A 21,706-nucleotide genomic window follows, 5' to 3' on the forward strand; every position below is an offset into this window, starting at 1 on the left:
CGACTAGTGACCTCGTTCCCGGGCGAGGAAGCACGACAGGAGTCGCCTGAAGTCGTGCGGGTGCTCGATCGCCGGCACGTGCCCGCATCGGCCGAGCACGTGCAGACGGACATCGGCCAGGTGTTCGAGCAGGGGCAGGGCTGCCGTCCCGAGCGGGGTGACCCGGTCCTCGGCGCCGTGGACGAGCAGCACGGGCGCGCGGATCCCTGCCAGCGTCTGCGCCGAGAGGGCGAGGTCGTCGGCCCAGCGTGCCCGAGGTGGCGGGAACAACGACGCGAACGCGGCCGCCCCCGCTCGCATCGCGGCCGCGCGGGCGGCGACGGCCGGCTCGGTCACGAGCGCCTGGTCGAGGACGAGGCGACTCAACATGTCCCGTGCCCCGAGCGGGCCGGCGGGAGCGGCCCAGATCGCGTCGAGCTCGGCGGACAGCGGCGCGCCGGGGGCGCCCATCGTCGAGACCGCCACGACGCGGGTGACCTGCTGGGGACGCGAGGCCGCCAACGCCAGCGCCACGGCACCACCCATGGAGTGGCCCACCACGGCGTAGTGCTCGGCACCGAGAGCATCCATCAGGCCCGCGGCCTGCTCCGTCCACAGCCGGAGCCCACCCCTGGAGCCCGCCGGGATCGGTGTACGGCCGAACCCCGCCTGGTCAGGAGCCACCAGATGCCAGGACGCGCCCAGCGCCTGCGCCGTCGTCGCCCAGGCTCCGGATCCGGTCGTACCGGGTCCGGAGCCGTGCAGCATCAGCACCGCGGGCCCGGTGCCGCTCTCCAGGACGTGGACGGGGGACCCGTCGACTGTGACGGTCCGAAGCGCCGTCACCGGGACAGGCCAGGTGTGCTCATGCCGATGCGGAGCTGATGGACTTCGAGAAGACCTCCATCATCGCCCTGCCGAATTGCGGCATGTCAGGCCACCCCCGGCAGGAGACGAGGTTGCCGTCCACGACGTCGGGAGCGTCGATGACCGTCGCGCCCGCGTTCTCCATGTCACCGGTGATGGGCGGGAAGCACGCCGTCTTTCGCCCCTTCAGCAGCCCGTACACAGCCGGCACCTGCGCACCGTGGCACACCAGCGCGATCGGGAGATTGCGCGCGAAGAAGTGCTCGGTGATGCGCCTGACGTCGGCGTCGACCCGGATCCACTCGGGGGCACGTCCCCCAGGGATGATGAGGGCGTCGTAGCGCTCGACCTCGACCTCGGCCCAGGGCACGTCGACCGGCAGCTTCCGGCCGTTCTTCTCCACATAGGCGTCGGAGTTGGGGTCGAACTCGTGGATGACCAGCTGAACGTCACGCATCGTCCGCGACGAGACGTCAACGTCCCAGCCGCCCTCCTGCACGCGATAGTAGGGATACATGGTGTCGAGCTCCTCGGCGGCGTCGCCGGTCAGGAGCAGCGCTCTGGGCACCTGCTTCTCCTCGCATCTGGGGCGGGTGCGGTGGATCCGATCCGATCCGATCGGATCCGGTTGGGTTAGCATTCCTCGCCTCGGCCCGCCCGTCAAGCCTCCATCCCGTCCGCGTCCTTGACCTCGTCGAACAATCGCCGGAACCGCTCGCCGGACAGCAGGATGTGCCGGCGCATGGCGTAGGCGGCGGCGTCGGGGTCACGCGCGGCGATCGCGGCCAGGACTTCCTCGTGCTCGGCCATGGCCAGGTGAGTGACCTGGGTGTCATGGAGAAGCCGGAACAGGTGCACGTGCGTGTGCAGGCGGGCGAGCGCTTCGCGGATGACCTGGTTCTCCGCGCTCAGGGCGATGAGATCGTGAAAGGCGGCGTCGCGCAGCCCGAAGGCGCCGTAGGCCATGAGCCCGTCGCCCCCCTCCAGCTCCGCCATCTCCTCCAGCATGCGTCGCAGACCGGCCACCTGCTCCAACGTTGCGCGTTCGGCGGATCTGCGCGCCGCCGCCGGCTCGAGGAGCAGGCGCACCTCGAGCATGTCCTCGAATCGGTGACGGGTGATCTGAGGGGGAATGCGATAGCCGGCATGGGGCACACGCACGACCAGGCCCTCGGCCTCCATACGGTTGAGAGCGTCCCGGATCGGCGTCTGCGAGACCCCCAGCTCTCGCGCCAGGACGTCGATCGTGACGCGGGAGCCAGGCTCGATCCGTAGCGACATCATCTGTCCGAGCAGCGTGTCGTACACCTCGTCGGCAAGCCGGCCGCGAGATCTTCCCGGCGGCGTTCCGCCTGTCATGGCCCCACGGCGCTGCGCGATCATCGCTTCGTCGTCCATCGTGACGTGAGGTCCTTTCTTGCGTCTTCGGGAGCCTGTTGACATCGGTCGCAACGCTGCGGGATGTTGACGCTCACACCCGGATCGTATAGGAAAGGTGGCGGATGCCAGCCATCCTTCACCAATCGGGGAACCGTCCGCCATCGCTCCGCTTCGTTCAGTTGGGCTCCCATGAGCATGCTCGACGTCCTCTTCGGTTCGCCACCGGGCCGCACCGGGACCGAACGACTTCCCGACTGCTTGAAGCCCCATCACGTCGCGGCGTACTCGTGACGCCGGTCTGCGGGTCAGCCCCTGCGGACAGCCGGCAACACGCCTGAACAACCCAGCAACCGCTCGGCGAAGCACGCAGCAAGGCTCCAGAAGTCCCCACCCAGAAAGCAGGCTAGAAGATGCGGTATCCACAGCGAACAGGACGATTGTCCGTTCCCGGTCGAAAGGTGCGGCTGGCGACGGTGGCCATGTTAGTGGCCACGACCGTGGCGGCTTGCGGCGGCCAGGACGGCAGCGCCCCCAAGGCACCGGCGACCATCCCGGAGCTCACCAAGGATCCGCTGACCCTCAGCTTCATCTGGTTCGACTGGCCCCCCGCCCACGCGCTGGAAGCCTTCGCGAACGCCGAGTACACCAAGGAGCGGTCGAACGTGACCATCAAGGTCAAGACCGTGCCGAACGCGAACTGGCACGACGCGATGTTCACCCAGTTCGCCGCGCGCAAGACCGACTTCGACATCCCGATCCTGGACTCGCAACACATCGGTGAGGCCGTGACGAACGGCAACATCCTCGACATCACCGACTTCGTCAAGAAGAACATCGACGTCAAGGCCTACAACCCGTACCTCCTGGCGGCCTACGGCCAGTTCCCCCAGGCGGAGACCGGGAAGCGCGACGAGAATGCCAGCCTGTACGGACTGCCGCTGCTCGGCGACACCTGGACGATGATCTACCGCAAGGACCTGATCGGCGACAAGCCACCGCAGACCTGGGACGAGATGATCTCAGTCGCCGAGAAGTGCCAGGCGGACCACCCTGCCGTCAGCGGGCTGGCCTTCCACCAGGCCAACGGCTCCGACGCCGCGGCCGTGACCTACAACACGGTCAACGGCGTCTACGGCGGCAACCTCTGGGACCCCAAGACGCGCAAGATCGACGGCGTCCTCAACGACACTGCAGGCCAGGAGGCGATGGACGTCCTGGTCAACAAGATGAAGCCGCTGACCGCCAAGGGCTCCGGCAACTGGTTCATCGACGAGGTGAACGCGGCGGTGGCCCAGGGCAAGGCCTGCATCGCGTTCAACTGGATCGCCGCGAGCGGCGGCCTGCTCGACCCGAAGCAGTCGACGCTCGGCACCACGCGGGAGCAGATTCTCGACAAGCTGGGCTTTGCCACCCTGCCGAGCCAGAAGACGAACCTGGTGCCTCTCGGCGGCATGGGGATGCACGTGTCGGCCTACTCCCCCACGGCGAACCAGGCCGAGGCCCTGAACTTCATGAAGTGGTTCGAGCAGGCCGACATCCAGAAGAAGTGGGCCGCGGCCGGTGGCGTGCCGTCACGTACGGACGCCCTGGAGTCGCCCGAGTTCCTCAATGCCCAGCCGTTCAACCAGGTGTACACCGACTCGGTTCCGCGGATGCGGGACATGTGGAACGTGCCCGAGTACGCGCGCCTCGTCGACATCGAGAACACCAACGTGAACGCGGCTCTCAACGGCGCGAAGACGCCGAAGGACGCGCTCGACGACATCGCCAAGGAGCAGCAGGGCGTGCTCAACGCCAGCAGCCGCAAGGGCGGCGGCGGACTGTGAGTGACTCCGCCCCTCTGACGACCGGCCACCCCGGGCAGGTGGCGTCCGCGACGCCGCCTGCGCCGGCTCGGTCCCGCCGCCTGAGCGACCGCGGGCTCGCCGTGGCCTTCACCTCCCCGGCGCTGCTGCTGTTGCTCACCATGTCGGTGTTCCCGTTGCTGTGGGCGTTGTACCTGTCCTTCACCGACTACTCGGCCACTCGCGGGGGGCCCGCCCAGTTCCTCTGGTTCGAGAACTACACCGCCATCCTGACGTCGCCGCAGGTCCACCAGAGGGCCCTGACGACGTTGATCTACGTGTTCGGCGCGGTCGCCCTGCAGACCGTGCTCGGTTTCGCCATCGCCTACCTGATCTCACGGCGCACGCACGGGCGAGGACTGCTGACCACTCTGTTCCTGGTTCCGATGATGCTGTCGCCGGTCGTGGTCGGGCTGTTCTGGCGATTCATGCTCGACGCGCAGTTCGGCGTGATCAACAGCATGCTCGGCTCGCTCGGCCTGGGGCAGGTGGAGTGGCTCACCCGGCAGCGAACGGCACTGATTTCCCTGATCCTGGTCGACACCTGGCAATGGACGCCGTTCATCATGCTCATCGCACTCGCGGGCCTTACCGCGGTTCCCAAGTACCTGTACGAGGCCGCCTCGATCGATCGGGCGTCCGAGTGGTTCCAGTTCCGCACCATCACCCTTCCGCTGGTGTGGCCGCTGCTCCTCATCGCCGTGTTGTTCAGGGCCATCGAGGCCTTCCGGCTGTTCGACCTCGTCTACATCCTCACCAGCGGAGGTCCGGGGGTCTCCACCGAGACGTTGTCGTTCCACGTCTACAAGGTCGCGTTCCTGGGCTTCAACACCGGAACCGCCTCGGCGTACGGGATCCTCATGATCCTCGTCGTCATCGTCCTGACGCAGCTCTACCTGCGCTACTTGAACAAGCTCAAGGAGGACTGATGGCCCTGTCCGTCGACGAGGCCGTGTCCACAGGTCCTGCCCGGGATCACACGCCTCCCGCGCGCCGCTTCGGCGGCCGGGGCCGCTCCGTGCTGGAGGTCGCGCTGCTGGCCGTGCTGGCCGTCGTGATGCTCTTTCCGGTGCTGTGGATGATCGAGACGTCCATCAAGGAGAACCGGGACGTCTACGCCATCCCGGCCAAGTTCTTCGACTTCAAGGTCACCATGGACCATTTCAGGGACGTGTTCGTCGCCTCCGGCGGCGGTCGTTCGACCTTGTCCGTCTCGTTCCTCAACTCCGTCGTGGTCGCCGGGGTCTCCACGGCGCTGGCCACCGTGCTGGGGGTCCCGGCGGCCTGGGCCTACTCGCGCTTCGCCGTGAAGGCGAAGAAGGACCAGCTGTTCTTCATCCTGTCCACCCGCTTCATGCCGCCCGTGGTGGTCGTGATCCCGATCTTCCTCATGTACCGCCAGGTCGGACTCATCGACACCAAGCTCGGCCTGATCCTCATCTACGCCGCGTTCAACGTCCCGTTCACGATCTGGATGATGAAGGGGTTCGTCGACGAGGTGCCCGCAGAGTACGAGGACGCCGCCATGCTCGACGGCTACACCCGCTTGCAGGCGTTCTGGCGGTTCACCCTTCCCCTGCTCCTGCCCGGCATCGCCGCGACGGCGGTCTTCGCACTCATCTTCTCGTGGAACGAGTTCGTGTTCGCCATTTTCCTCACCTCCAGCGACGACGTGCGCACGGCCCCACCTGCCATCGCCGGCCTCATCGGCGGAACCACTGTGGACTGGGGTCTCGTGGCCGCCGCCTCCGTGGTGTTCGCCCTGCCGGTGCTCGTCTTCGCCTACCTGGTGCGCAAGCACCTCGTCGCCGGTGTGACGCTCGGGGCGGTGCGACGCTGATGGCGGGCATCGAGGTGACCGCCCTGCACAAGCGCTACCCGGACGGGACGGTCGCAGTGGATCAGGTGGACCTGTCCATCGGCGACGGCGAGCTGTTCGTGATGCTCGGCCCTTCGGGTTGCGGCAAGACGACCACGCTGCGGGCCATTGCCGGCCTGGAGAGGCAGACGACGGGCGACATCCGCATCGGCGACACGCTGGTCAACGACCTGCCGCCCGCCGAGCGCGACATCGCCATGGTGTTCCAGTTCTACGCTCTCTACCCGCATCTGAGAACGCGCGACAACCTGGCGTTCCCCCTGCGGGCCGAGGGACTGCCCAAGGCGGAGGTGCGCGAGCGGGTCGAGGAGGCCGCGCGGCTGATGCGGCTCGGCCCGCTCCTGGACCGGCGACCGCGCCGGCTGTCCGGCGGGGAGCAGCAGCGCGTCGCGCTCGCTCGCGCCCTGGTGCGACGACCGCGCGCCTTCCTCATGGACGAACCTCTCACCAATCTGGACGCGGAGCTGAGGGCGGACATGCGCACGGAGATCAAACACCTGCAGGGGGAAGTGGGGACGACGATGGTCTACGTCACCCACGACCAGGTCGAGGCGATGTCGCTCGGTCACAGGATCGCCATCCTCAACAAGGGCCGCGTCGAGCAGATCGGCACGCCGCTGGAGGTCTACGACCGTCCGGCGAGTCTTTTCTGCGCCGCGTTCATCGGCTCCCCGCCGATGAACCTGATCGAGGTGGAGGTGGCCGACGGGAAGCTGCGCGGTCAGGGCGGACTGGCCCTCACGCCACCGCCTGGCCTGCCGCGCGACCGCCGCCTGGTCGCAGGCGTCCGGCCGGAGGCGCTGGAAGTCACAGAACCAGAGGCGGAAGGTTCGGTCCCGGCCCGCGTGGTCTCGGCGGAGTGGCTGGGCGACGAGATCATCTACGTGGTCGACCACGGCGGCCGGCGCGACGTACGGGTCCGGATGCCACCGACTGTCCGTTTCGCCGCTGACGCACCGGTCGGGCTGCGGCACACCGGCGGGACCCCGGCGGTCTACGACGTGAGCACGGAAGAACTGGTGGCCTGATGGGAACCGTGGCAGTGCACGGGCTGCGCAAGTCCTTCGGCAAAGTCCAGGCCCTGGACGGGGTGACGCTGGACGTACCGGACGGATCGTTCTTCGTCGTGCTCGGACCCTCCGGGGCAGGCAAGACGACGACCCTGCGAGCGATCGCCGGCCTTGAGAAGCTTGACGCCGGGTCGGTGCATCTGGACGGGAGGGACGCGACCGGTGACGCCCCGGCCGCACGCGACCTGGCCATGGTCTTCCAGAACTACGCCCTCTACCCGCGACACACGGCGTACGAGAACATCGCTTCGCCGCTGCGGGCACGCCGCTGCGCTTCGAGCGAGATCGCCGCTGCCGTCGAGCAGATGGCGCGCCTGCTGCACATCGAACGTCTGCTGCAGCGCCGTCCGGCGCAGTTGTCGGGCGGTGAGATGCAGCGTGTCGCCCTGGCCCGGGCGCTGGTCCGTCGCCCACGCGCGTTCCTCATGGACGAGCCGCTGACGAACCTCGACCTCAAGCTCCGCGTCGAGATGCGCACCGAGCTCACCCGCATCCACCGGAGCCTCGGAGCAACCTTCGTCTACGTGACCAATGACCAGGTCGAGGCCCTGTCCATGGCCGACCAGGTCGCGGTGCTCAAGGAGGGGAAGGTGCAACAGGTCGGAACGCCGGCCGAGGTGTACGAGCGTCCGGCCAACCAGTGGGTCGCGGGATTCGTCGGGAGCCCGCCGATCAGCCTGCTCGCCTGCCACGCCGAGGGAGATCGCCTGGTCGGGGCGGAAGGCTGGACGCTGCCGCGGCCCCGCTGGACCACGGCTGAGGACGGCCGTCCGCTGCTGCTGGGCCTGCGCGCGGAGGACCTGTCGGTCGAGCGGCGTGGGGATGCGTCGTTGCCGGGTGAGCTCTACGGCCTTGAGCCGCTCGGTGACCGAACGGTGGTCGACGTCCGGGTGGGGACGCAGATCCTCAAGGTCAAGGCACGAACCACCGTTACCGGCACGCCGGGCGAGCGACTGCAGGTCACGGTCGACCTGGACCGCGCGCACCTGTTCGATGCGGGCACCGGGCTGGCGCTGTCCGAGACCGCGAGATGACCGCGCAGGGCGGCGACGTCAACCTGCGCCCGTACAGGAGGCGACGCAATGAGCGAACCGATGAACGTCCTGGCCCCCGAGCACCGGCGGCTCCGGATCGGCGATGCCTGGCGCGACGCCGCCGGCGGAGCCACCTTCGCCGTCGAGGACCCGGCCACCGGCAAGACCATCGCCGAGGTGGCGGACGCCGACGTCGTTGACGGGCTCGCCGCTCTGGACGCGGCGAGCAAGGCCATGGCGGAGTGGGCGGCGACCCCGCCGCGGAAACGGTCCGAGCTGTTGACCGCGACGTACCGGGCACTGACCGGGCGATCCGAGGAGGTCGCCCGGCTGATAACGCTCGAGATGGGCAAGCCGCTCGCGGAGGCCCGGGGAGAGGTGGCCTACGGCGCCGAGTTCTTCCGCTGGTTCGCCGAGGAGGCGGTGCGCGTCGAGGGGCGCTACAACACCGCTCCCGCTGGTGGATACCGCATCCTCACCGTGCCGAGGCCGGTCGGGCCGTGCGTCTTCGTGACGCCCTGGAACTTCCCGCTGGCCATGGGTGCCCGAAAGATCGCTCCCGCGCTGGCGGCGGGCTGCACGACGATCACCAAGCCGGCAGCCCAGACGCCACTCACCATGCTGTTCCTGGCCCGCATCATGGAGGAGGCCGGCGTTCCCCCGGGCGTCGTCAACGTCGTGACGACCACGCGTGCCGGCGAGGTGGTCTCAGCGCTGCTGGCCGACCGTCGGACCCGCAAGCTTTCGTTCACCGGGTCGACCGAGGTCGGGCGCGTGCTGCTCCGGCAGGCGGCGGACAACGTGCTGCGCACCTCCATGGAACTGGGCGGCAACGCGGCCCTGATCGTGTGTGCCGACGCGGACCTGGACGTCGCGCTCGACGGTGCCATGGTGGCCAAGATGCGCAACATCGGGGAGTCCTGCATCGCGGCCAACCGGATCTACGTCGAGGAGCCGGTGCGCGAGGAGTTCACGGCGCGCTTCGCCAAGCGGATGGGCGCGCTCTCGGTGGGCCATGGTCTCGACGACGGCGTGGACGTCGGGGCGTTGATCGACGAGGCCGCGGTCACCAAGCTCGACGAGCTCGTCGCCGACGCGGTCGATCGCGGAGCCCGGGTCCTGGTGGGCGGCGAGCGTCCGGATGGGCCGGGCCACTTCTACCCGCCCACGGTCCTCGTCGACGTGCCCGAAGACGCGCGGATGCTGGAGGAGGAGATCTTCGGCCCGGTGGCCCCGATCATCTCGTTCACGTCCGACGACGAGGTGATGGCGAAGGCCAACGACACCGAGCACGGCCTGGCCGGATACGTCTTCACCCGCGACCTCCAGCGGGCGCTCCGGTTCGCCGAGGGGCTGGAGACGGGGATGCTCGGCATCAACCGTGGCCTGATCTCGGACCCGTCAGCTCCGTTCGGAGGCGTGAAGCAGTCCGGGATCGGCAAGGAGGGGTCGCACGAGGGCATCCTTGAGTACCTCGACGTCACCTACGCGGCGATCGACCTACCGTGACCGGCCTGCTGCTCCGGATGTCCGCCGAGGATCAACGCGCCCTGTGCGCACATGACCCGACCGGCCCCCACCCGCGGGGCCGGCCCCGGGCCATGGCCGGCACGGATCCGCCGGCACCCGGGGACGCCGACTCCGCCGGTGCGCGCGCCTGCGCCACCCGGCAGCCGACCTCGCCGACGCCGTCCCGGTCTCGCAGGTGACCTGGACGTCCGCCAGCACATCACCGCCGACGTTCCAGAGAGGCACTGACATGCTTGAGACCGTCCGCGGACCACGCCAGCTGATAGTGGGCGAAGGGGTCGCGCAGAACATCCCACGAGTGGTGGCCGAGTGTGGCTCGCGAGTCCTCATCGTGACCGACCGGGTTCTTCTGGGGCAGCCGGGCGTGGCCGGGATCGTGGCCGCCGTGCGGGAGAAGGTCGAAGCCGTCGGGGTGTTCGCCGACGCGACTCCGGACGTGCCACTCACCGATGTCGCCCTGGCCGTCTCGGTCGCCGCAGAGGTGGGCGCCGACGTCATCCTCGCCATCGGGGGTGGCACGGTGATCGACCTCGCCAAGATCGTCGGCGTCATCCGGTGCCACGGTGGGACGCCGCGCGACTTCTACGGGGAGTCGAAGGTGCCGGGGCCGACGATGCCTCTGGTCGCGGTCCCGACGACGTCAGGCACCGGCTCCGAGCTCACGCCCGTCTCGGTGTTGACCGACCCGGACCGCGAGCTGAAGGTGGGGGTCTCCAGCGTGCACATCGTGCCCGACTTCGCCATCGTCGACCCCGAGCTCACCTACTCCTGCCCCGCGACCGTCACTGCCCACTCCGGCATCGACGCGTTCTGTCACGCGGTGGAGAGCTACACCGCGCGACCCAGGGCCCACGGACCGCGCGACCCGGTGGAGCAGGTCTTCCTCGGCCGCAACCCGATCACCGATCACTACGCGCTCCTGGCCGCGGAGCGCATCGCCCGCAGCTTGCCCCAGGTCGTCAGGGACGGAGGCGACAAGGACGCGCGCGCGGACATGTCCTATGGGTCCATGCTGGCCGGGCTCGCATTTTCCCACGCAGGCAACGCGGCTCCGCACGCTCTCCAGTACCCCATCGGCGCAGCCACCCACACACCGCACGGCCTGGGCGTCGGGCTGCTGCTGCCCTACGCGCTGGACGCGGCCAGGGATGCCATCGGCGACCGGTTGGCCGTCCTCGCCGCGGCGTGCGGGCTCGACGTGACCGGCGCCTCGGACGCCGAGGCCGCGGATGCGTTCCTCACCTGGCTCGACGGGCTCCTTGCCGACATCGGCATCCCTGCCACCTTGGCGGACATCGGCGTGGCACGCGCCGACCTCCCGCGCTTCGCGGAGATGGCCAGTGGCGTCACCCGCTTGATCCAGAACCATCCAGGCCCGACCGACACCGCCAGCCTGACCGCGATCCTCGAAGCGGCCTGGATCGGGGACCGGACCCGACACGTCCTGACTCAAGGAGCAGAGATGGTGACGGGAGTCGCCCGTTCCCAGGCCTGGCGCACGGCTGCGCGCCCACCAGGCCGGCCATCGGAGGGGTGACGGATCCCCAGGAGACCTCGGCCAGCGCCGGGCCCACGCTCGGGCGTCCCCATCACCTATTCGGGACGGAAGAGGGCGATGGCGCGGAAGACGGTCCGCATCAGCACCGTCATGACCGCGCGGCGGCAGGCCAGCTGTCCCGGCCCGGCGAGGTGCCGCCGGTCAGGCCGTGGCCGGCCATGCGCGGCACCAGCAGCCGGGCCAGCAGGTAGTGGGCGAGGTGGTTGACCGCGAACGTCAGCTCGTAGCCCTCGGCGCCGCGGGCCTCAGTGGTGGCGGTCTGCATGCCGGCGTTCAGGACCAGGATGTCGGTACGGGCGTCGCCGAGCCGCGCCGTCACCGCGCCGGCGAAGTGGCTGACGCCGGCGGGCGAGGCGAGATCGAGCGGCAGGACCTCGACACCGGTCAACAGCGTGAGCGCGGCCCGCTGGAATGGCAGCCCGCCGACGGCTGGGAGCCCCTGTGCGCCGCCCTCGATCTCCCCGGTCCCCGACGAGCCGTTCCCCACGAGAACACCCTGTCGCCGGGTCCTTACGGGCGAACGCGGATGATGGTCTTCCCCTTGGGCCGTTCAGCCGGGTTGAAGGCGGCGACGGCATCGTCGAGGGTGGCGATGTTGCCGATGTTCGTCCGCACTCGCCCGTCACGCACCCGCCGGGCGATCTCGCTCAGCTGGGAGCGATCGGGCACGACCACGAAGTCGACCGCCAGGCCGTCCGCGGGCCGCACCTCGGGCGGTCCCACGACGGACACCAGCGTTCCTCCGGCTCGAACCAGCCCCGCGGACCGCGCCCCGATGTCGCCCCCGAAGACATCGAACACCAGATCAACTCCGCCGACGTCCTCCAGGGCGTCGTTCTCGAGATCGACGAACTCCTGCGCGCCGAAGTCGAGCGCCGTCTCACGGCCGGCGGACCGTCCGGTGCCGATGACGTACGCGCCGGCCTCGCGGGCGAGCTGCGTCACCATCGAACCGACCGCCCCGGCCGCACCGTGCACCAGGACGCTCTGCCCCGCCCGGAGGCGGCCGTGCTCGAACAGCCCCTGCCACGCGGTCAGGCCCGGCATCACGACGCTCGCGCCCACCGCGAAGTCGACGTCGCCCGGCAGCGGCGCGAGGTTACGCGCCTCGACGACCGCGTACTCCGCCAGCGTGCCGTCGCGCGTCCAGTCCGTGAGACCGAACACCCGCTGGCCCACCGACAGCCCCGTCGTGCCATAACTGAGCGCGCTGACCACTCCGGCCACCTCGTGGCCGGGGATCGACGGTGTCCGGTCACGGCCGAGGCGGTCGGTCCAGGTCGAGGGCCACGAAAGCTCATCCCAGGTGAATCCGGACGCATGAACCTCAACGACGACATCGCCGTAGTTCGCGCCCGAGAGGCCGGCGAGCCAAGCCGCCTGCGGTTCGGGCCGCTCCACCAGCTTCATCCCAGCCGTTCCGGCGCCCCGGTCCGTCACCACGATCGCTTTCATGTGAAACCTCTCTCTGTACCGGCTCTCGCCGGCTCGACCAGCCGGCGACATCTTGTTGCGAGGAGAGCACCAAGCTCTCGTGATCGCGTCCCTCCGAGCCCCTACGGACGAACGCGGATGATCGTCTTTCCCCTGACCCGCCCGGTCGGGTTGAAGGCGGCGACGGCATCGTCAAGAGTCGCGACGTTTCCGATGACCGTACGCAGTCGTCCGTCCCGCACCCGCTGGACGATCTCCTCCAGTTGAGGGCGATCGGGCACGACCACGAAGTCGACCGCCAGGCCGTCGGCGGGACGCGCTTCGGGCGGCCCGGCAAGGGTCACCAGCGTTCCTCCGGCTCGAACCAGGCCCGCGGACCGGGTCCCGACGTCCCCGCCGATGACGTCGAACACCAGATCGACTCTGCCGACGTCTTCCAGGGTGTCGTTCTCGAGGTCGACGAACTCCTGCGCGCCGAAGTCGAGCGCCGGCTGCCGGTCGGCGGACCGTCCGGTGCCGATGACGTACGCGCCGGCCTCGCGGGCGAGCTGCGTCACCATCGAGCCGACTCCACCGGCCGCACCGTGCACCAGGACGCTCTGCCCCGCCTGGACACGGCCGTGCTCGAACAGCCCCTGCCACGCGGTCAGGCCCGAGATCGGCAGGCTCGCGCCCACGGTGAAGTCGACGTCGCCCGGCAGCGGGGCGAGGTTACGCGCCTCGACGGCCGCGTACTCCGCCAGGGTGCCGTCGCGCGTCCAGTCCGTGAGGCCGAACACCCGCTGGCCCACCGACAGCCCCGTCGTGCCGTAGCCGAGAGCGCTGACCACTCCGGCCAGCTCGTGGCAGGGGATCGACGGTGTCCGGTCACGGCCGAGGCGGTCGGTCCAGGTCGAGGGCCACGTCAGCTCCCCCGGGGTGAATCCCGACGCATGAACCTCAACCAGCACATCGTTCCCCGCCGCCTCGGGCTGGGGGCGCTCCGCCAGCATCATCCCGGCCGTTCCCGCGGCCTCGTCCGTCACCACGATCGCCTTCATCCGGGCACCTCCTGCATCCAATCCTCGCCGCAGCCTCTCGGCGATTCATGGACCATATCGTCCATCATAGCAACCGTGCAGATGCACCTCGACAGACGAAGAGCTAGTGCCGGAAGGGTTCGTCGATCGATGTGCCCGTCAGATCCATGTGGACTTAATAGTCCCTCCATGCGGCGGCTATGATCAAACAGGGTAGCCTGAGGACTGTGAGCAGGCCGGAGAACGAACAGCCGGGGCAGAGGCTGACGCCACGTGGGGCCGCCACCCGCGCGCGCATCGTGGCGGCCGCTGTCGAGCTGATGTACGTGAAGGGCGTGAACGCGACCACGCTGGACGACGTCCGGGCCGCGAGCAACACCAGCAAATCCCAGCTCTACAACCACTTCCCGGACAAGGAGGAACTGGTCCGCGCCGTCGTCGCGGCGCGCTCCGCGCAGATCCTCGAGCGTGAACGCGGCCACCTGCAGCGCTTGAAGTCGTTCCGCGGCCTGGTCCGCTGGCGCGATGCGCTGGTGCAGCGGAACGCGTTGCAGAACGGCGCCTACGGCTGCGCGCTCGGCTCCCTGGCCAGCGAGCTCGCCGATCAGGACGACCAGGCCCGGGCCACGCTCGCCGAGTCGTTCGTGGAATGGGAAGGGCTGCTCGCCGCCGGCCTGCGGCGGATGCGGGAGAGCGGGGTGCTCAGGCCGGACGCCGACCCGGAGAAACTGGCCACGGGCCTGATGGCCGCCCTGCAAGGCGGGTACCTCCTCGCCGAGACCGCGCATGACATCAAGCCCATGGAGATCGCCCTGGATATGGCGCTTGACCACGTGAAGTCGTTCCTCACGGCGTGACGGCGTGCGCGCGGACGTGGCCTAGGGCGCTCCCCCGGGTCCGGGTGATCGCGCCCGCCAGGAGCGACTCCCACGCCGCGAGGCCGGCGCGGACTGCCGGCCGTCCAGCTCCGTCGCCGTCGGCGAGCAGCTCGGCCAGGTCACCCAGCGGACAGATCCCGTCGTCGCGCCTCCGCCCCAGGCGGACGACTTCGTCCCGCCATCGGGCGAGGTCCCGTACCGAGTGCAGGCTGTTCAGCAAGGGCTCCTGAATCGCGAGCAGCCTGACGAGCCTGGCTTCGACGGTCTCCCCAGCCGGAGGCTCGTCGGCACGGCCGCCATCTTGGCCATAACGGTCCACAAGGTCCACTATAGGCAACAGCCGTCAGCAACAGGCGCCAAATTTGGACTATTTAGTCCTTAGAGATTGGCGGCGCGGCGGCGGCCATGACCCTGTCGGCGTGGCCGGCTTTCCTCACTTCGGGCGTGCACCCGACTCCCGCGGGTGGCGCAACGCCCCGCTCGCGCAAGGCGCCGGTCGACGAGCACGCCCGGCGTCACGTCCTCGGCCGGGATATGGAACTGCGGCTAGGCCAGCAAGATCGCTCTCGGGCATCTTGTCGTAGCGGCTCGCGATGCCGTGCCACGCCTTCAGCCCAGGACGCGGAACACAGCGAAGCTCCCGGTCGGCGATCTGCTGGCTGGCAGGCCGTCGGCCGGGAGCTTCGGTGTGGTCTTCTACCGGGCTGGGCTGGCGTTCTCCGCCAGAACCCGGTGAGGAGCTGAATGCCCTACGGGTCAGCTCAGCAGCCGTACCACCCGGCGTAGGCGTCCCACTTGCCGTCCTTGGTGAATTCTGCGCTCTTGCCCTTGTTGATCGTGGTGCACTTCGAGTCGGGCATAAAGGCCCCCCTCCAGTCCACCTTGAGCTTCTTCTTGCTGGCGCAGTTGTTCGTGATCTTCACCCAGTGGTGATAGTACTTTCCGAAGGCGGTCTCCTCGTAGAAGGTCCTCCCATGCTGGACCTTGACGCAGGAGGGCGCGGCGTTGGCCGCCGGAGCGGCGGCGGCCGGTGTGGCGACAGTCATGGTGAGCACAGCTGCCGCCACAGCTGCGGCTCGGATGAAGGCACGGGAATCCATCGTTCTCCTTGGGGATATCGCGGCGATTTTGGATGCTGCCGGTTGGGCAGCAAGAAACGCCCGCCGCATGCGGGTTGTTGGCACGGCCAACGCTAGCGAGGGGCGGTATATCGCGGGTATGGCAGTGATTCGGGCAAGCCCAGGCCGGATACCCGCTTCGTCGACCTCGACCACGCTCAACCGCTACACGCACGCGTCGCCCGAGGGTCTGTAGTGCCGAGTCAACAATCGCCTCTGGAGTGGATCTCCAGTTCAGGGAGGGGGAAGTGCTCAAGATCGGCGGGTCCTAGGGCACGTATTGGGTCGTGATCAACATGTGAATGTCCCGCTGCGGGTTGTGGGCCGGTAGACCTTCGCGTGTGACGCGAGCGCAACTGTCAGACCAAGAGTGGGAGTTCATCAAGCCCTACCTGCCGATCGGTGAGTACGGGCCCTACCCCGAGCGTCTGCGCCAGCAGTTCGAAGGCGTGATCTGGCGGTTTCGGAGCGGTGCTCAGTGGCAGGAGATGCCGGCTGAGTTCGGTGCCTGGCCGACGGTCTCCAATCGCTTCCGTCAGTGGCGTGACCTCGGCGTGTTCGTGGCCCTGCTGCAGGGCCTGATCGCCGAGGCCGCCCAGCGGGGAGAGGTGGACCTGTCCCTGGTTGGCGTTGATTCCACCACGGTGCGTGCTCACCACGACGCGGCCGGGATGCATCTGAGCCATGACGTCCTCACCGCCTTGGAGAAGGCCGCTGCCCAGGAGGAGAAAGCCAGGTCAAAGGGGGCGAGGTCGAAGAACGAAACCGGCCAGGGGCCCAACCGGGCGCAGGAGGGGACAAACGGCGATTCCTTCGGCGCCGCTGGAAGCTGCGGCTGAAGGCCGCCCTGCTCGGCCGGTCCCGGGGCGGGCAGACGAGCAAGATCCATCTAGCCGCAGACCGTCAATGCCGGCCGCTGGCGTTCGTCTTGACCGCCGGGCAGGCGGCCGACAGTCCGCAGTTGATCCCCGTGCTGAGGAAGATCCGGGTCCCGGGTCCTGTCGGCCGTCCCCGCACCCGACCCGATGCCGTGGCGGGTGACAAGGCCTACTCCTCCCGCGGCAACCGCGCCTACCTACGTAGACGCGGCATCAAGGCCGTCATCCCGGAGAAGCCGGACCAGGCCGCCAACCGGAAGAAGAAGGGCTCCCGGGGCGGCCGGCCAGTCGGTCACGACGCCGGCCTTTACGCCGAGCGGAACACCGTCGAGCGTCTGATCAACAAGCTGAAAGCCTGGCGAGGCATCGCCACCCGGTATGACAAGACGCCCGGCAGCCATCTCGCTGGTCTTCACCTGCGTGCCTCGATGATCTGGATGAGAGACCTCACCCGACCCACCCATTGATCACGACCCAATACGCGCCCTAGTACGGCCATTCCCACACGTACGTCGCGCGGGTCGTGTCGAGCGCCGTAGCCGCGGCCGGCCACGGCGCGGACCCGTCATGGGACGGGCTCGACGTGGCCGATCCCGGCAATCGGCTCGGGGTAGTCACGCACGCCGCTCTGCTGGCGCACGTTCCCGGATATGCGCCGGCGCGCGGACTTGAGGGTTCGCGCGCCGGAGATGTCAGGCCGTTGCCCGCTTCGGGAGCTTCCACCCGGGACGGGGGAAGTGGCAGGTGTAGCCGTTGGGGTACTTCTGCAGGTAGTCCTGGTGCTCGGGCTCGGCCTCCCAGAAGTCGCCCGCCGGGGTGACCTCGGTGACGACCTTGCCGGGCCACAGGCCCGAGGCGTCGACGTCGGCGATCGTGTCCTCGGCGACCCGCTTCTGCTCGTCGCTGGTGTAGAAGATCGCCGAGCGGTAGCTGGTGCCGATGTCGTTGCCCTGGCGGTTCTTCGTCGAGGGGTCGTGCACCTGGAAGAAGAACTCGAGCAGCGCGCGGAAGTCGGTCTTGTCGGGGTCGTAGACGACCTCGATGGACTCCGCGTGGGTGCCGTGGTTGCGGTAGGTGGCGTTCGGGACGTCGCCGCCGCTGTAGCCGACGCGCGTGGACACGACGCCGGGCTGGTGGCGGAACAGCTCCTCCATACCCCAGAAACAGCCGCCGGCGAGGATCGCCTTCTCGGTGGTCACGTCGTCTCCTTACTTGTCGTCTGTGTCGCTGGTGAACAGGGTGCGGTATTCGCCGTACCCCTCCTGCTCCAGGTCGTCGAGGTGGATGAACCGCAACGACGCGGAGTTGATGCAGTAGCGCAGTCCGCCCCTGTCGGGAGGACCGTCGTCGAAGACGTGGCCGAGGTGGCTGTCACCGTGCAGCGAGCGGACCTCCGCCCGGATCATCCCGTGGCTGAAGTCCTCGCGCTCGACGACGTTCGTCCTGACGATCGGCTTGGTGAAGCTCGGCCAGCCGGAGTGGCTGTCGTACTTGTCGACCGACGCGAACAGCGGCTCGCCGGACACGACGTCGACGTAGATGCCGGGCTCGTGGTTGTCCCAGTAGGCGTTGGCGAACGGGCGCTCGGTGCCGTCCTGCTGCGTCACGCGGTACTGCTCCGGGTCGAGCCGCGAAACAGCTTCCGGGTTCTTGTGGTACTGAGTCTGCCGGGACACAGCTCTCCCTTCCCCGCCTTTCGGCAAGCTGGGGGGACCAGGTGAAACGCACCTGGACGCGGAGATACAGACACTCTACGGGCCGGTTATATTCCTACGGACGGGCCACTTGCGCGGTCGTTCTTCTTTGGTAAGGACCGGGGTTCCGCGATCAGGTCCATCAGCGTTCCGCAGGGGCCGGTTCGGGGCGTTACGGCCGGGGGGTGACGATCGAGAGCGGCCGCGTCAGGCCCACGCCGGGCGCGGCGAGCGGCACGAATCTGGCCCCACGTGGCGAGCCCTCGACCGTGAGGCCGCCGCGCGCCGATGCTCGATCAGCCGGTGACCGCGTTGAACGCGGCCAGGCGGAAGTCGGGCTCGCGGACGGCGTACCGTAACAGCAGCTTGAACCTGTCGGGAAGGCCGGCGGCGGCGCGCAACAGGGTGGGGCGGGGATTTCCGCTCGTTGGCCACGGCAGGAAGGCCGGCGAGGGACGAGGTGGCGCGGCTTGTCGTCGGTGGCCGCTGACACCGGTCACGAGGTCGGGCGGGCGCGGTACCAGTCGAGGGTGGCGGCGACGGCGGTGGCGTGCGGGGTCGCGGTGAACGGCCCGAACGTGGCGATGAACTTCGAGGTGTCGCTCACGAACGGCCGGTCGCGCTGGTACCACGTCTGGCCGAGGGCGCGCACGGTCGGGTTGAACAGGCCGATCAGGCGTTGCATCGGCCGGCCAAGCGCTGACGTTGTGCCGGGCTGCCCCAGCTCGGCGATCACCAGGTCGAGGAACTCCCGTCCCGTCACGGCCGGCGCCGCCGGCAAGTGCCAGGCGTGGCCGTCAGCCCGCGCGTCGCAGCCGAGTGTCACCAGGCCTCTGGCGATGTCGGGCAGGAAGCTGAGCGTGTGGGGCTGGTCGAGCGACCCGACCCAGCGGACGGGCTTCCCGGCGAGCGCCGCCGCGAACACCATCGTGCCGACGACGGTGTTGACACCGCCGGGACCGTAGTAGTCGGAGGCGCGGCCCAGGGCAACGCGCAGTTCGCCTGAGCGGTGGGCGTCCAGCAGCGCCTCTGCCATCGCGGCGCGTACCCGGCCGTTCGGGTTGCGGGCGGCGTGGGGTAATGCCTCGGTCATGGGCCCGTCGACGGGACCGTACATGTACAGGTTGTCGGCGAAGACCAGCTTCGCGCCGGAGGCGGCTGCGCCCTGCCGTACCGCATCGGTCATGGGAGGGAACTCCTGCACCCATCGGTCGTAGGCGGGAGCTGCGCAGTGGTAGACGACCTCGGCCCCGGCGCAGGCGGCCCTGGCCCCCTCGGCTGTGGTGATGTCGCCCCGGTGGACCTCGACCCCGGGCAACGCGGGCGCGCGTCCGCTGCGATTGACGGCGCGGACGTGGTGCCCCCTGGAGACGAGCTCGCGGACCACGGAAGCACCGACGCCCCCTCCGGCGCCGAGAACGACATGCAGATCGGATGTAGCGGGCACGGTGGCCTCCCGTTGACGAGTTTGGAAACACTGTTATGAAACATCGTTGCGATATGCTTGTCAAATGGCCCGCCCACGTACCCGCGACTACGACGAGTTGCGCCGGGATCTTCTGGACACCGCCGGACGGCTGCTCGCCCAGGAAGGTCCGCAAGCGCTGAGCACCCGGCGCCTGGCCCACGAGGTCGGCACCTCCACCAAGGCCGTCTACAACCTCTTCGGCGACAAGGCCGGCCTGCTACGCGCGATGTTCCTGGAGGGATTCGCCCGGCTCGCCGACGAGTTCGCCCGGGTGCCCGCCGACGGCGACCCGGAGGCCGACCTGATGGCGCTCGGACACGCGTACCGAGCCTCAGCCCTGGACAACCCGCACCTGTACGAGCTGATGTTCGGCCGGCCTCTCGCCGACTTCCAGCCGGACGAGGCGGCTCTGGCGCAGATTCAGGGCACGTTCGACACGCTGGTACAGGCCGTCGCTCGATGCGTGGACGCGGGCCGGTTCGCTCCCTGTGACCCTTATGACGTCGCCGTCCACCTCAACGCCCTGGTGCACGGCCTGGCCAGCCTCGAACTCCTCGGCTCGCTCGGCCCCCGCCCCCAGGCTGACCACCACTGGCGCGTCGCCCTGGAGGCGGCCTTCCGCGGCCATCGAGCCTCACCCCCGTGACGGGGCGCCGAGATTGCGGCACTCGGCGAGACGCGCTTTCGTCCCAAGGGAACGCTTCGCGAGAAAGTCAACAACCCGCTCCCGCGGCTCGTGCAGCAAACCCAGCTCACGGCATAAACCATGTATCTAGCGGGACGCCCTTCCGCTCGGAGGGTCTCCGAGGCCGTGAACGCGGACGCCCGCCATTGTAGATGACATGATGATTCGCCGTTCTTCCGCACGTGGTAGTCGGTGGCGGCCGACTCGCGTTCTCTGGAAAAGAGGCTCAGGGCAGTCCTGGCTCGCCATTGCCACCGGGCTGGCGGCTTTACTGGCCGTCTACTACACGGCACGCAATGCGGATACTGCACGACGTACATATGAGGTGGGACAACAAAGTCTCCGGCTCAGCGAGCAAGGGTCCCTATGCTTTGGCCTGCGGGTTCAACTCTTGCCGAGATGTCTAGAATCACCGAATTACGCGGACGCGGGCTGAGGGCTTGCCGGACCTCGTTCGCGTAGATGCCGCGGAACGGCCTCCGCTGTGGGCAACGGGGCTACAGTGCCCGGCAGCCCCTGCGGAGGCCGATCTGCTGAAACTTGATCAATCGACGCACATCGCCTCGTGGGTGGACTGGAAGACCCATGTGCCGCCACCCGGAGAGGTATAGATCCCGAAATTGCTGTAGGTCCCAGGGGTGCAGTCGTGGCCGACCGCGAGGACGGCCTGCCGGGCCCGCCGTTCGGCGGCCGCCACCCCCTCCGCGTAGGTGTTGCCCGCGCCCACAACAGTGGCGCTGCGGGGAGTGTCATAGCCGTCGGCGTGCGCGGCCACGGACGTGGTCGCCAGGCCGACCGCCACCACCGCTGAGACGAGGCCGAGCCGGCGGAGCCAAATGACTGTTCGCATGCTTCTCCTTACGGGGACGGGTCTTTGATTGATCAATATGAATGCAGCGCAGATCGATATAGCGGCGACGTTGACCATTGGGACACAAGAATCTGGCGGCCGTTGCCCTCATGGTGGAGCACATAGCCAAGGGCACTCCGGGGTCGGCCGGCCCGAATACCGGCTGGTCCCGTCATGTGGCTGCGCTGCCGAGTGCCGCCTCGAGATCTACAAACATGCATACTGTGATCGCTGCCGGCGCCGCTGTCAAACGGTTGGGACACAGCCCTTTACGCTGCGAGCTTTCGGACTTCGGGGCAGCAGAATCTGCTCTGGCCCATATTCCGAACATTGCGCCAGAGCCAGCGCTGAAAGGCCATTGTCACCGTACCTCTGCTTGGTGAACTTCTGCGTGCCATGCTGCGCCTTTTCGGTCGCACGCGCAGGTTCTGAGACTGCCGGTTTCGGCTATCAGGCACCGGCATTGATGAAAGTTTCATCGGCGCATGACCGCGCCGCCGTGTCGGCGACCGCCCGGAGCCCACCCGCCGCTTCACCCACC

At 68.7% G+C, this 21,706-nt stretch carries 20 protein-coding genes and 2 pseudogenes; 11 read left to right on the top strand and 11 right to left on the bottom strand.

The window, feature by feature from the left end; genetic code table 11:
- Window positions 1-3: 3 nt before the first annotated feature.
- The 3 genes from HD593_RS30435 to HD593_RS30445 all read right to left on the bottom strand — a co-directional run bounded on the left by HD593_RS30435 (window position 4) and on the right by HD593_RS30445 (window position 2,244).
- Complete coding sequence (locus tag HD593_RS30435; RefSeq protein ID WP_185105429.1) at window positions 4-825, bottom strand: alpha/beta fold hydrolase; 822 nt, start codon at window positions 823-825, stop codon at window positions 4-6.
- A gap of 19 nt (window positions 826-844) precedes the next feature.
- The gene (locus tag HD593_RS30440) at window positions 845-1,414 is read right to left on the bottom strand and encodes a DJ-1/PfpI family protein (protein WP_185105430.1); all 570 of its coding nucleotides are present in this window, start codon (window positions 1,412-1,414) and stop codon (window positions 845-847) included.
- 92 nt (window positions 1,415-1,506) lie between these two features.
- Window positions 1,507-2,244: a GntR family transcriptional regulator gene (locus HD593_RS30445; RefSeq protein WP_185105431.1), complete on the bottom strand. Its 738-nt coding sequence runs from the start codon at window positions 2,242-2,244 to the stop codon at window positions 1,507-1,509.
- A gap of 461 nt (window positions 2,245-2,705) precedes the next feature.
- Here HD593_RS30445 and HD593_RS30450 point away from each other — a divergent pair, with 461 nt between their 5' ends.
- The 8 genes and pseudogenes from HD593_RS30450 to HD593_RS65255 form a co-directional block, all read left to right on the top strand.
- Complete coding sequence (locus tag HD593_RS30450; RefSeq protein WP_246548833.1) at window positions 2,706-4,052, top strand: extracellular solute-binding protein; 1,347 nt, start codon at window positions 2,706-2,708, stop codon at window positions 4,050-4,052.
- A complete protein-coding gene (locus HD593_RS30455; protein WP_185105433.1) occupies window positions 4,049-4,999 on the top strand; it encodes a carbohydrate ABC transporter permease in 951 nt (316 codons plus the stop codon). The genes HD593_RS30450 and HD593_RS30455 overlap by 4 nt, the downstream gene beginning before the upstream one ends.
- The gene (locus HD593_RS30460; protein ID WP_185105434.1) at window positions 4,999-5,910 is read left to right on the top strand and encodes a carbohydrate ABC transporter permease; all 912 of its coding nucleotides are present in this window, start codon (window positions 4,999-5,001) and stop codon (window positions 5,908-5,910) included. Before HD593_RS30455 ends, HD593_RS30460 begins: the two co-directional genes overlap by 1 nt.
- Complete coding sequence (locus HD593_RS30465; protein ID WP_185105435.1) at window positions 5,910-6,977, top strand: ABC transporter ATP-binding protein; 1,068 nt, start codon at window positions 5,910-5,912, stop codon at window positions 6,975-6,977. The genes HD593_RS30460 and HD593_RS30465 overlap by 1 nt, the downstream gene beginning before the upstream one ends.
- Complete coding sequence (locus HD593_RS30470) at window positions 6,977-8,053, top strand: ABC transporter ATP-binding protein (protein WP_185105436.1); 1,077 nt, start codon at window positions 6,977-6,979, stop codon at window positions 8,051-8,053. The genes HD593_RS30465 and HD593_RS30470 overlap by 1 nt, the downstream gene beginning before the upstream one ends.
- Window positions 8,054-8,101: 48 nt before the next feature.
- Complete coding sequence (locus HD593_RS30475; RefSeq protein WP_185105437.1) at window positions 8,102-9,562, top strand: NAD-dependent succinate-semialdehyde dehydrogenase; 1,461 nt, start codon at window positions 8,102-8,104, stop codon at window positions 9,560-9,562.
- Between the two features lie 250 nt (window positions 9,563-9,812).
- A complete protein-coding gene (locus HD593_RS30480; protein WP_246548838.1) occupies window positions 9,813-11,120 on the top strand; it encodes an iron-containing alcohol dehydrogenase in 1,308 nt (435 codons plus the stop codon).
- 352 nt (window positions 11,121-11,472) lie between these two features.
- Window positions 11,473-11,595 (top strand): annotated as a pseudogene (locus HD593_RS65255) (hypothetical protein); the annotation flags it as partial.
- Between the two features lie 56 nt (window positions 11,596-11,651).
- Here HD593_RS65255 and HD593_RS30490 read toward each other — a convergent pair.
- Together HD593_RS30490 and HD593_RS30495 are read right to left on the bottom strand one after the other, a co-directional pair.
- Window positions 11,652-12,551: an NADP-dependent oxidoreductase gene (locus HD593_RS30490; protein ID WP_246546798.1), complete on the bottom strand. Its 900-nt coding sequence runs from the start codon at window positions 12,549-12,551 to the stop codon at window positions 11,652-11,654.
- Window positions 12,552-12,697: 146 nt separating this feature from the next.
- Entirely contained in the window at window positions 12,698-13,615 is a 918-nt protein-coding gene (locus HD593_RS30495; protein ID WP_185105439.1) for an NADP-dependent oxidoreductase, read from the bottom strand.
- 206 nt (window positions 13,616-13,821) lie between these two features.
- On the opposite strand from HD593_RS30495, the gene HD593_RS30500 reads away from it, so the two are divergent.
- Window positions 13,822-14,451, top strand: coding sequence for a TetR/AcrR family transcriptional regulator (locus HD593_RS30500; RefSeq protein WP_221525064.1), 630 nt, complete (start codon window positions 13,822-13,824; stop codon window positions 14,449-14,451).
- On the opposite strand, the gene HD593_RS30505 is transcribed toward HD593_RS30500, so the two are convergent.
- The gene (locus tag HD593_RS30505) at window positions 14,441-14,791 is read right to left on the bottom strand and encodes a hypothetical protein (protein ID WP_185105441.1); all 351 of its coding nucleotides are present in this window, start codon (window positions 14,789-14,791) and stop codon (window positions 14,441-14,443) included. The genes HD593_RS30500 and HD593_RS30505 overlap by 11 nt on opposite strands.
- A gap of 442 nt (window positions 14,792-15,233) precedes the next feature.
- On the bottom strand, window positions 15,234-15,746 hold the full coding sequence (locus HD593_RS30510) for a hypothetical protein (protein WP_185105442.1): 513 nt from the start codon (window positions 15,744-15,746) through the stop codon (window positions 15,234-15,236).
- 185 nt (window positions 15,747-15,931) lie between these two features.
- Between HD593_RS30510 and HD593_RS30515 the strand changes: the two are divergent.
- Window positions 15,932-16,935: pseudogene (locus HD593_RS30515) on the top strand (IS5 family transposase).
- A gap of 225 nt (window positions 16,936-17,160) precedes the next feature.
- On the opposite strand, the gene msrA reads toward HD593_RS30515, so the two are convergent.
- The 3 genes from msrA to HD593_RS30530 all read right to left on the bottom strand — a co-directional run bounded on the left by msrA (window position 17,161) and on the right by HD593_RS30530 (window position 19,609).
- Window positions 17,161-17,667, bottom strand: coding sequence for a peptide-methionine (S)-S-oxide reductase MsrA (gene msrA, locus HD593_RS30520; protein ID WP_185105443.1), 507 nt, complete (start codon window positions 17,665-17,667; stop codon window positions 17,161-17,163).
- A 9-nt stretch (window positions 17,668-17,676) separates the two neighbouring features.
- Complete coding sequence (gene msrB / locus HD593_RS30525; protein WP_185105444.1) at window positions 17,677-18,144, bottom strand: peptide-methionine (R)-S-oxide reductase MsrB; 468 nt, start codon at window positions 18,142-18,144, stop codon at window positions 17,677-17,679.
- 514 nt (window positions 18,145-18,658) lie between these two features.
- Window positions 18,659-19,609, bottom strand: coding sequence for an NAD-dependent epimerase/dehydratase family protein (locus HD593_RS30530; protein ID WP_185105445.1), 951 nt, complete (start codon window positions 19,607-19,609; stop codon window positions 18,659-18,661).
- 64 nt (window positions 19,610-19,673) lie between these two features.
- On the opposite strand from HD593_RS30530, the gene HD593_RS30535 reads away from it, so the two are divergent.
- Complete coding sequence (locus tag HD593_RS30535) at window positions 19,674-20,276, top strand: TetR/AcrR family transcriptional regulator (RefSeq protein ID WP_185105446.1); 603 nt, start codon at window positions 19,674-19,676, stop codon at window positions 20,274-20,276.
- Window positions 20,277-20,859: 583 nt separating this feature from the next.
- On the opposite strand, the gene HD593_RS30540 is transcribed toward HD593_RS30535, so the two are convergent.
- On the bottom strand, window positions 20,860-21,165 hold the full coding sequence (locus HD593_RS30540; protein ID WP_185105447.1) for a hypothetical protein: 306 nt from the start codon (window positions 21,163-21,165) through the stop codon (window positions 20,860-20,862).
- Window positions 21,166-21,706 lie beyond the last annotated feature (541 nt).

It is taken from the genome of Nonomuraea rubra (genome assembly GCF_014207985.1).
GTDB classification, from domain to species: domain Bacteria; phylum Actinomycetota; class Actinomycetes; order Streptosporangiales; family Streptosporangiaceae; genus Nonomuraea; species Nonomuraea rubra.

What these genes read in the sequence shown, in the direction of transcription:
- HD593_RS30445 (WP_185105431.1), bottom strand. Translation starts at nt 2,244, where the DNA reads ATGGACGACGAAGCGATGATCGCGCAGCGCCGTGGGGCCATGACAGGC.
- HD593_RS30450 (WP_246548833.1), top strand. Translation starts at nt 2,706, where the DNA reads ATGTTAGTGGCCACGACCGTGGCGGCTTGCGGCGGCCAGGACGGCAGC.
- HD593_RS30460 (WP_185105434.1), top strand. Translation starts at nt 4,999, where the DNA reads ATGGCCCTGTCCGTCGACGAGGCCGTGTCCACAGGTCCTGCCCGGGAT.
- HD593_RS30465 (WP_185105435.1), top strand. Translation starts at nt 5,910, where the DNA reads ATGGCGGGCATCGAGGTGACCGCCCTGCACAAGCGCTACCCGGACGGG.
- HD593_RS30470 (WP_185105436.1), top strand. Translation starts at nt 6,977, where the DNA reads ATGGGAACCGTGGCAGTGCACGGGCTGCGCAAGTCCTTCGGCAAAGTC.
- HD593_RS30475 (WP_185105437.1), top strand. Translation starts at nt 8,102, where the DNA reads ATGAGCGAACCGATGAACGTCCTGGCCCCCGAGCACCGGCGGCTCCGG.
- HD593_RS30480 (WP_246548838.1), top strand. Translation starts at nt 9,813, where the DNA reads ATGCTTGAGACCGTCCGCGGACCACGCCAGCTGATAGTGGGCGAAGGG.
- HD593_RS30490 (WP_246546798.1), bottom strand. Translation starts at nt 12,551, where the DNA reads ATGAAGCTGGTGGAGCGGCCCGAACCGCAGGCGGCTTGGCTCGCCGGC.
- HD593_RS30495 (WP_185105439.1), bottom strand. Translation starts at nt 13,615, where the DNA reads ATGAAGGCGATCGTGGTGACGGACGAGGCCGCGGGAACGGCCGGGATG.
- HD593_RS30535 (WP_185105446.1), top strand. Translation starts at nt 19,674, where the DNA reads ATGGCCCGCCCACGTACCCGCGACTACGACGAGTTGCGCCGGGATCTT.
- HD593_RS30540 (WP_185105447.1), bottom strand. Translation starts at nt 21,165, where the DNA reads ATGCGAACAGTCATTTGGCTCCGCCGGCTCGGCCTCGTCTCAGCGGTG.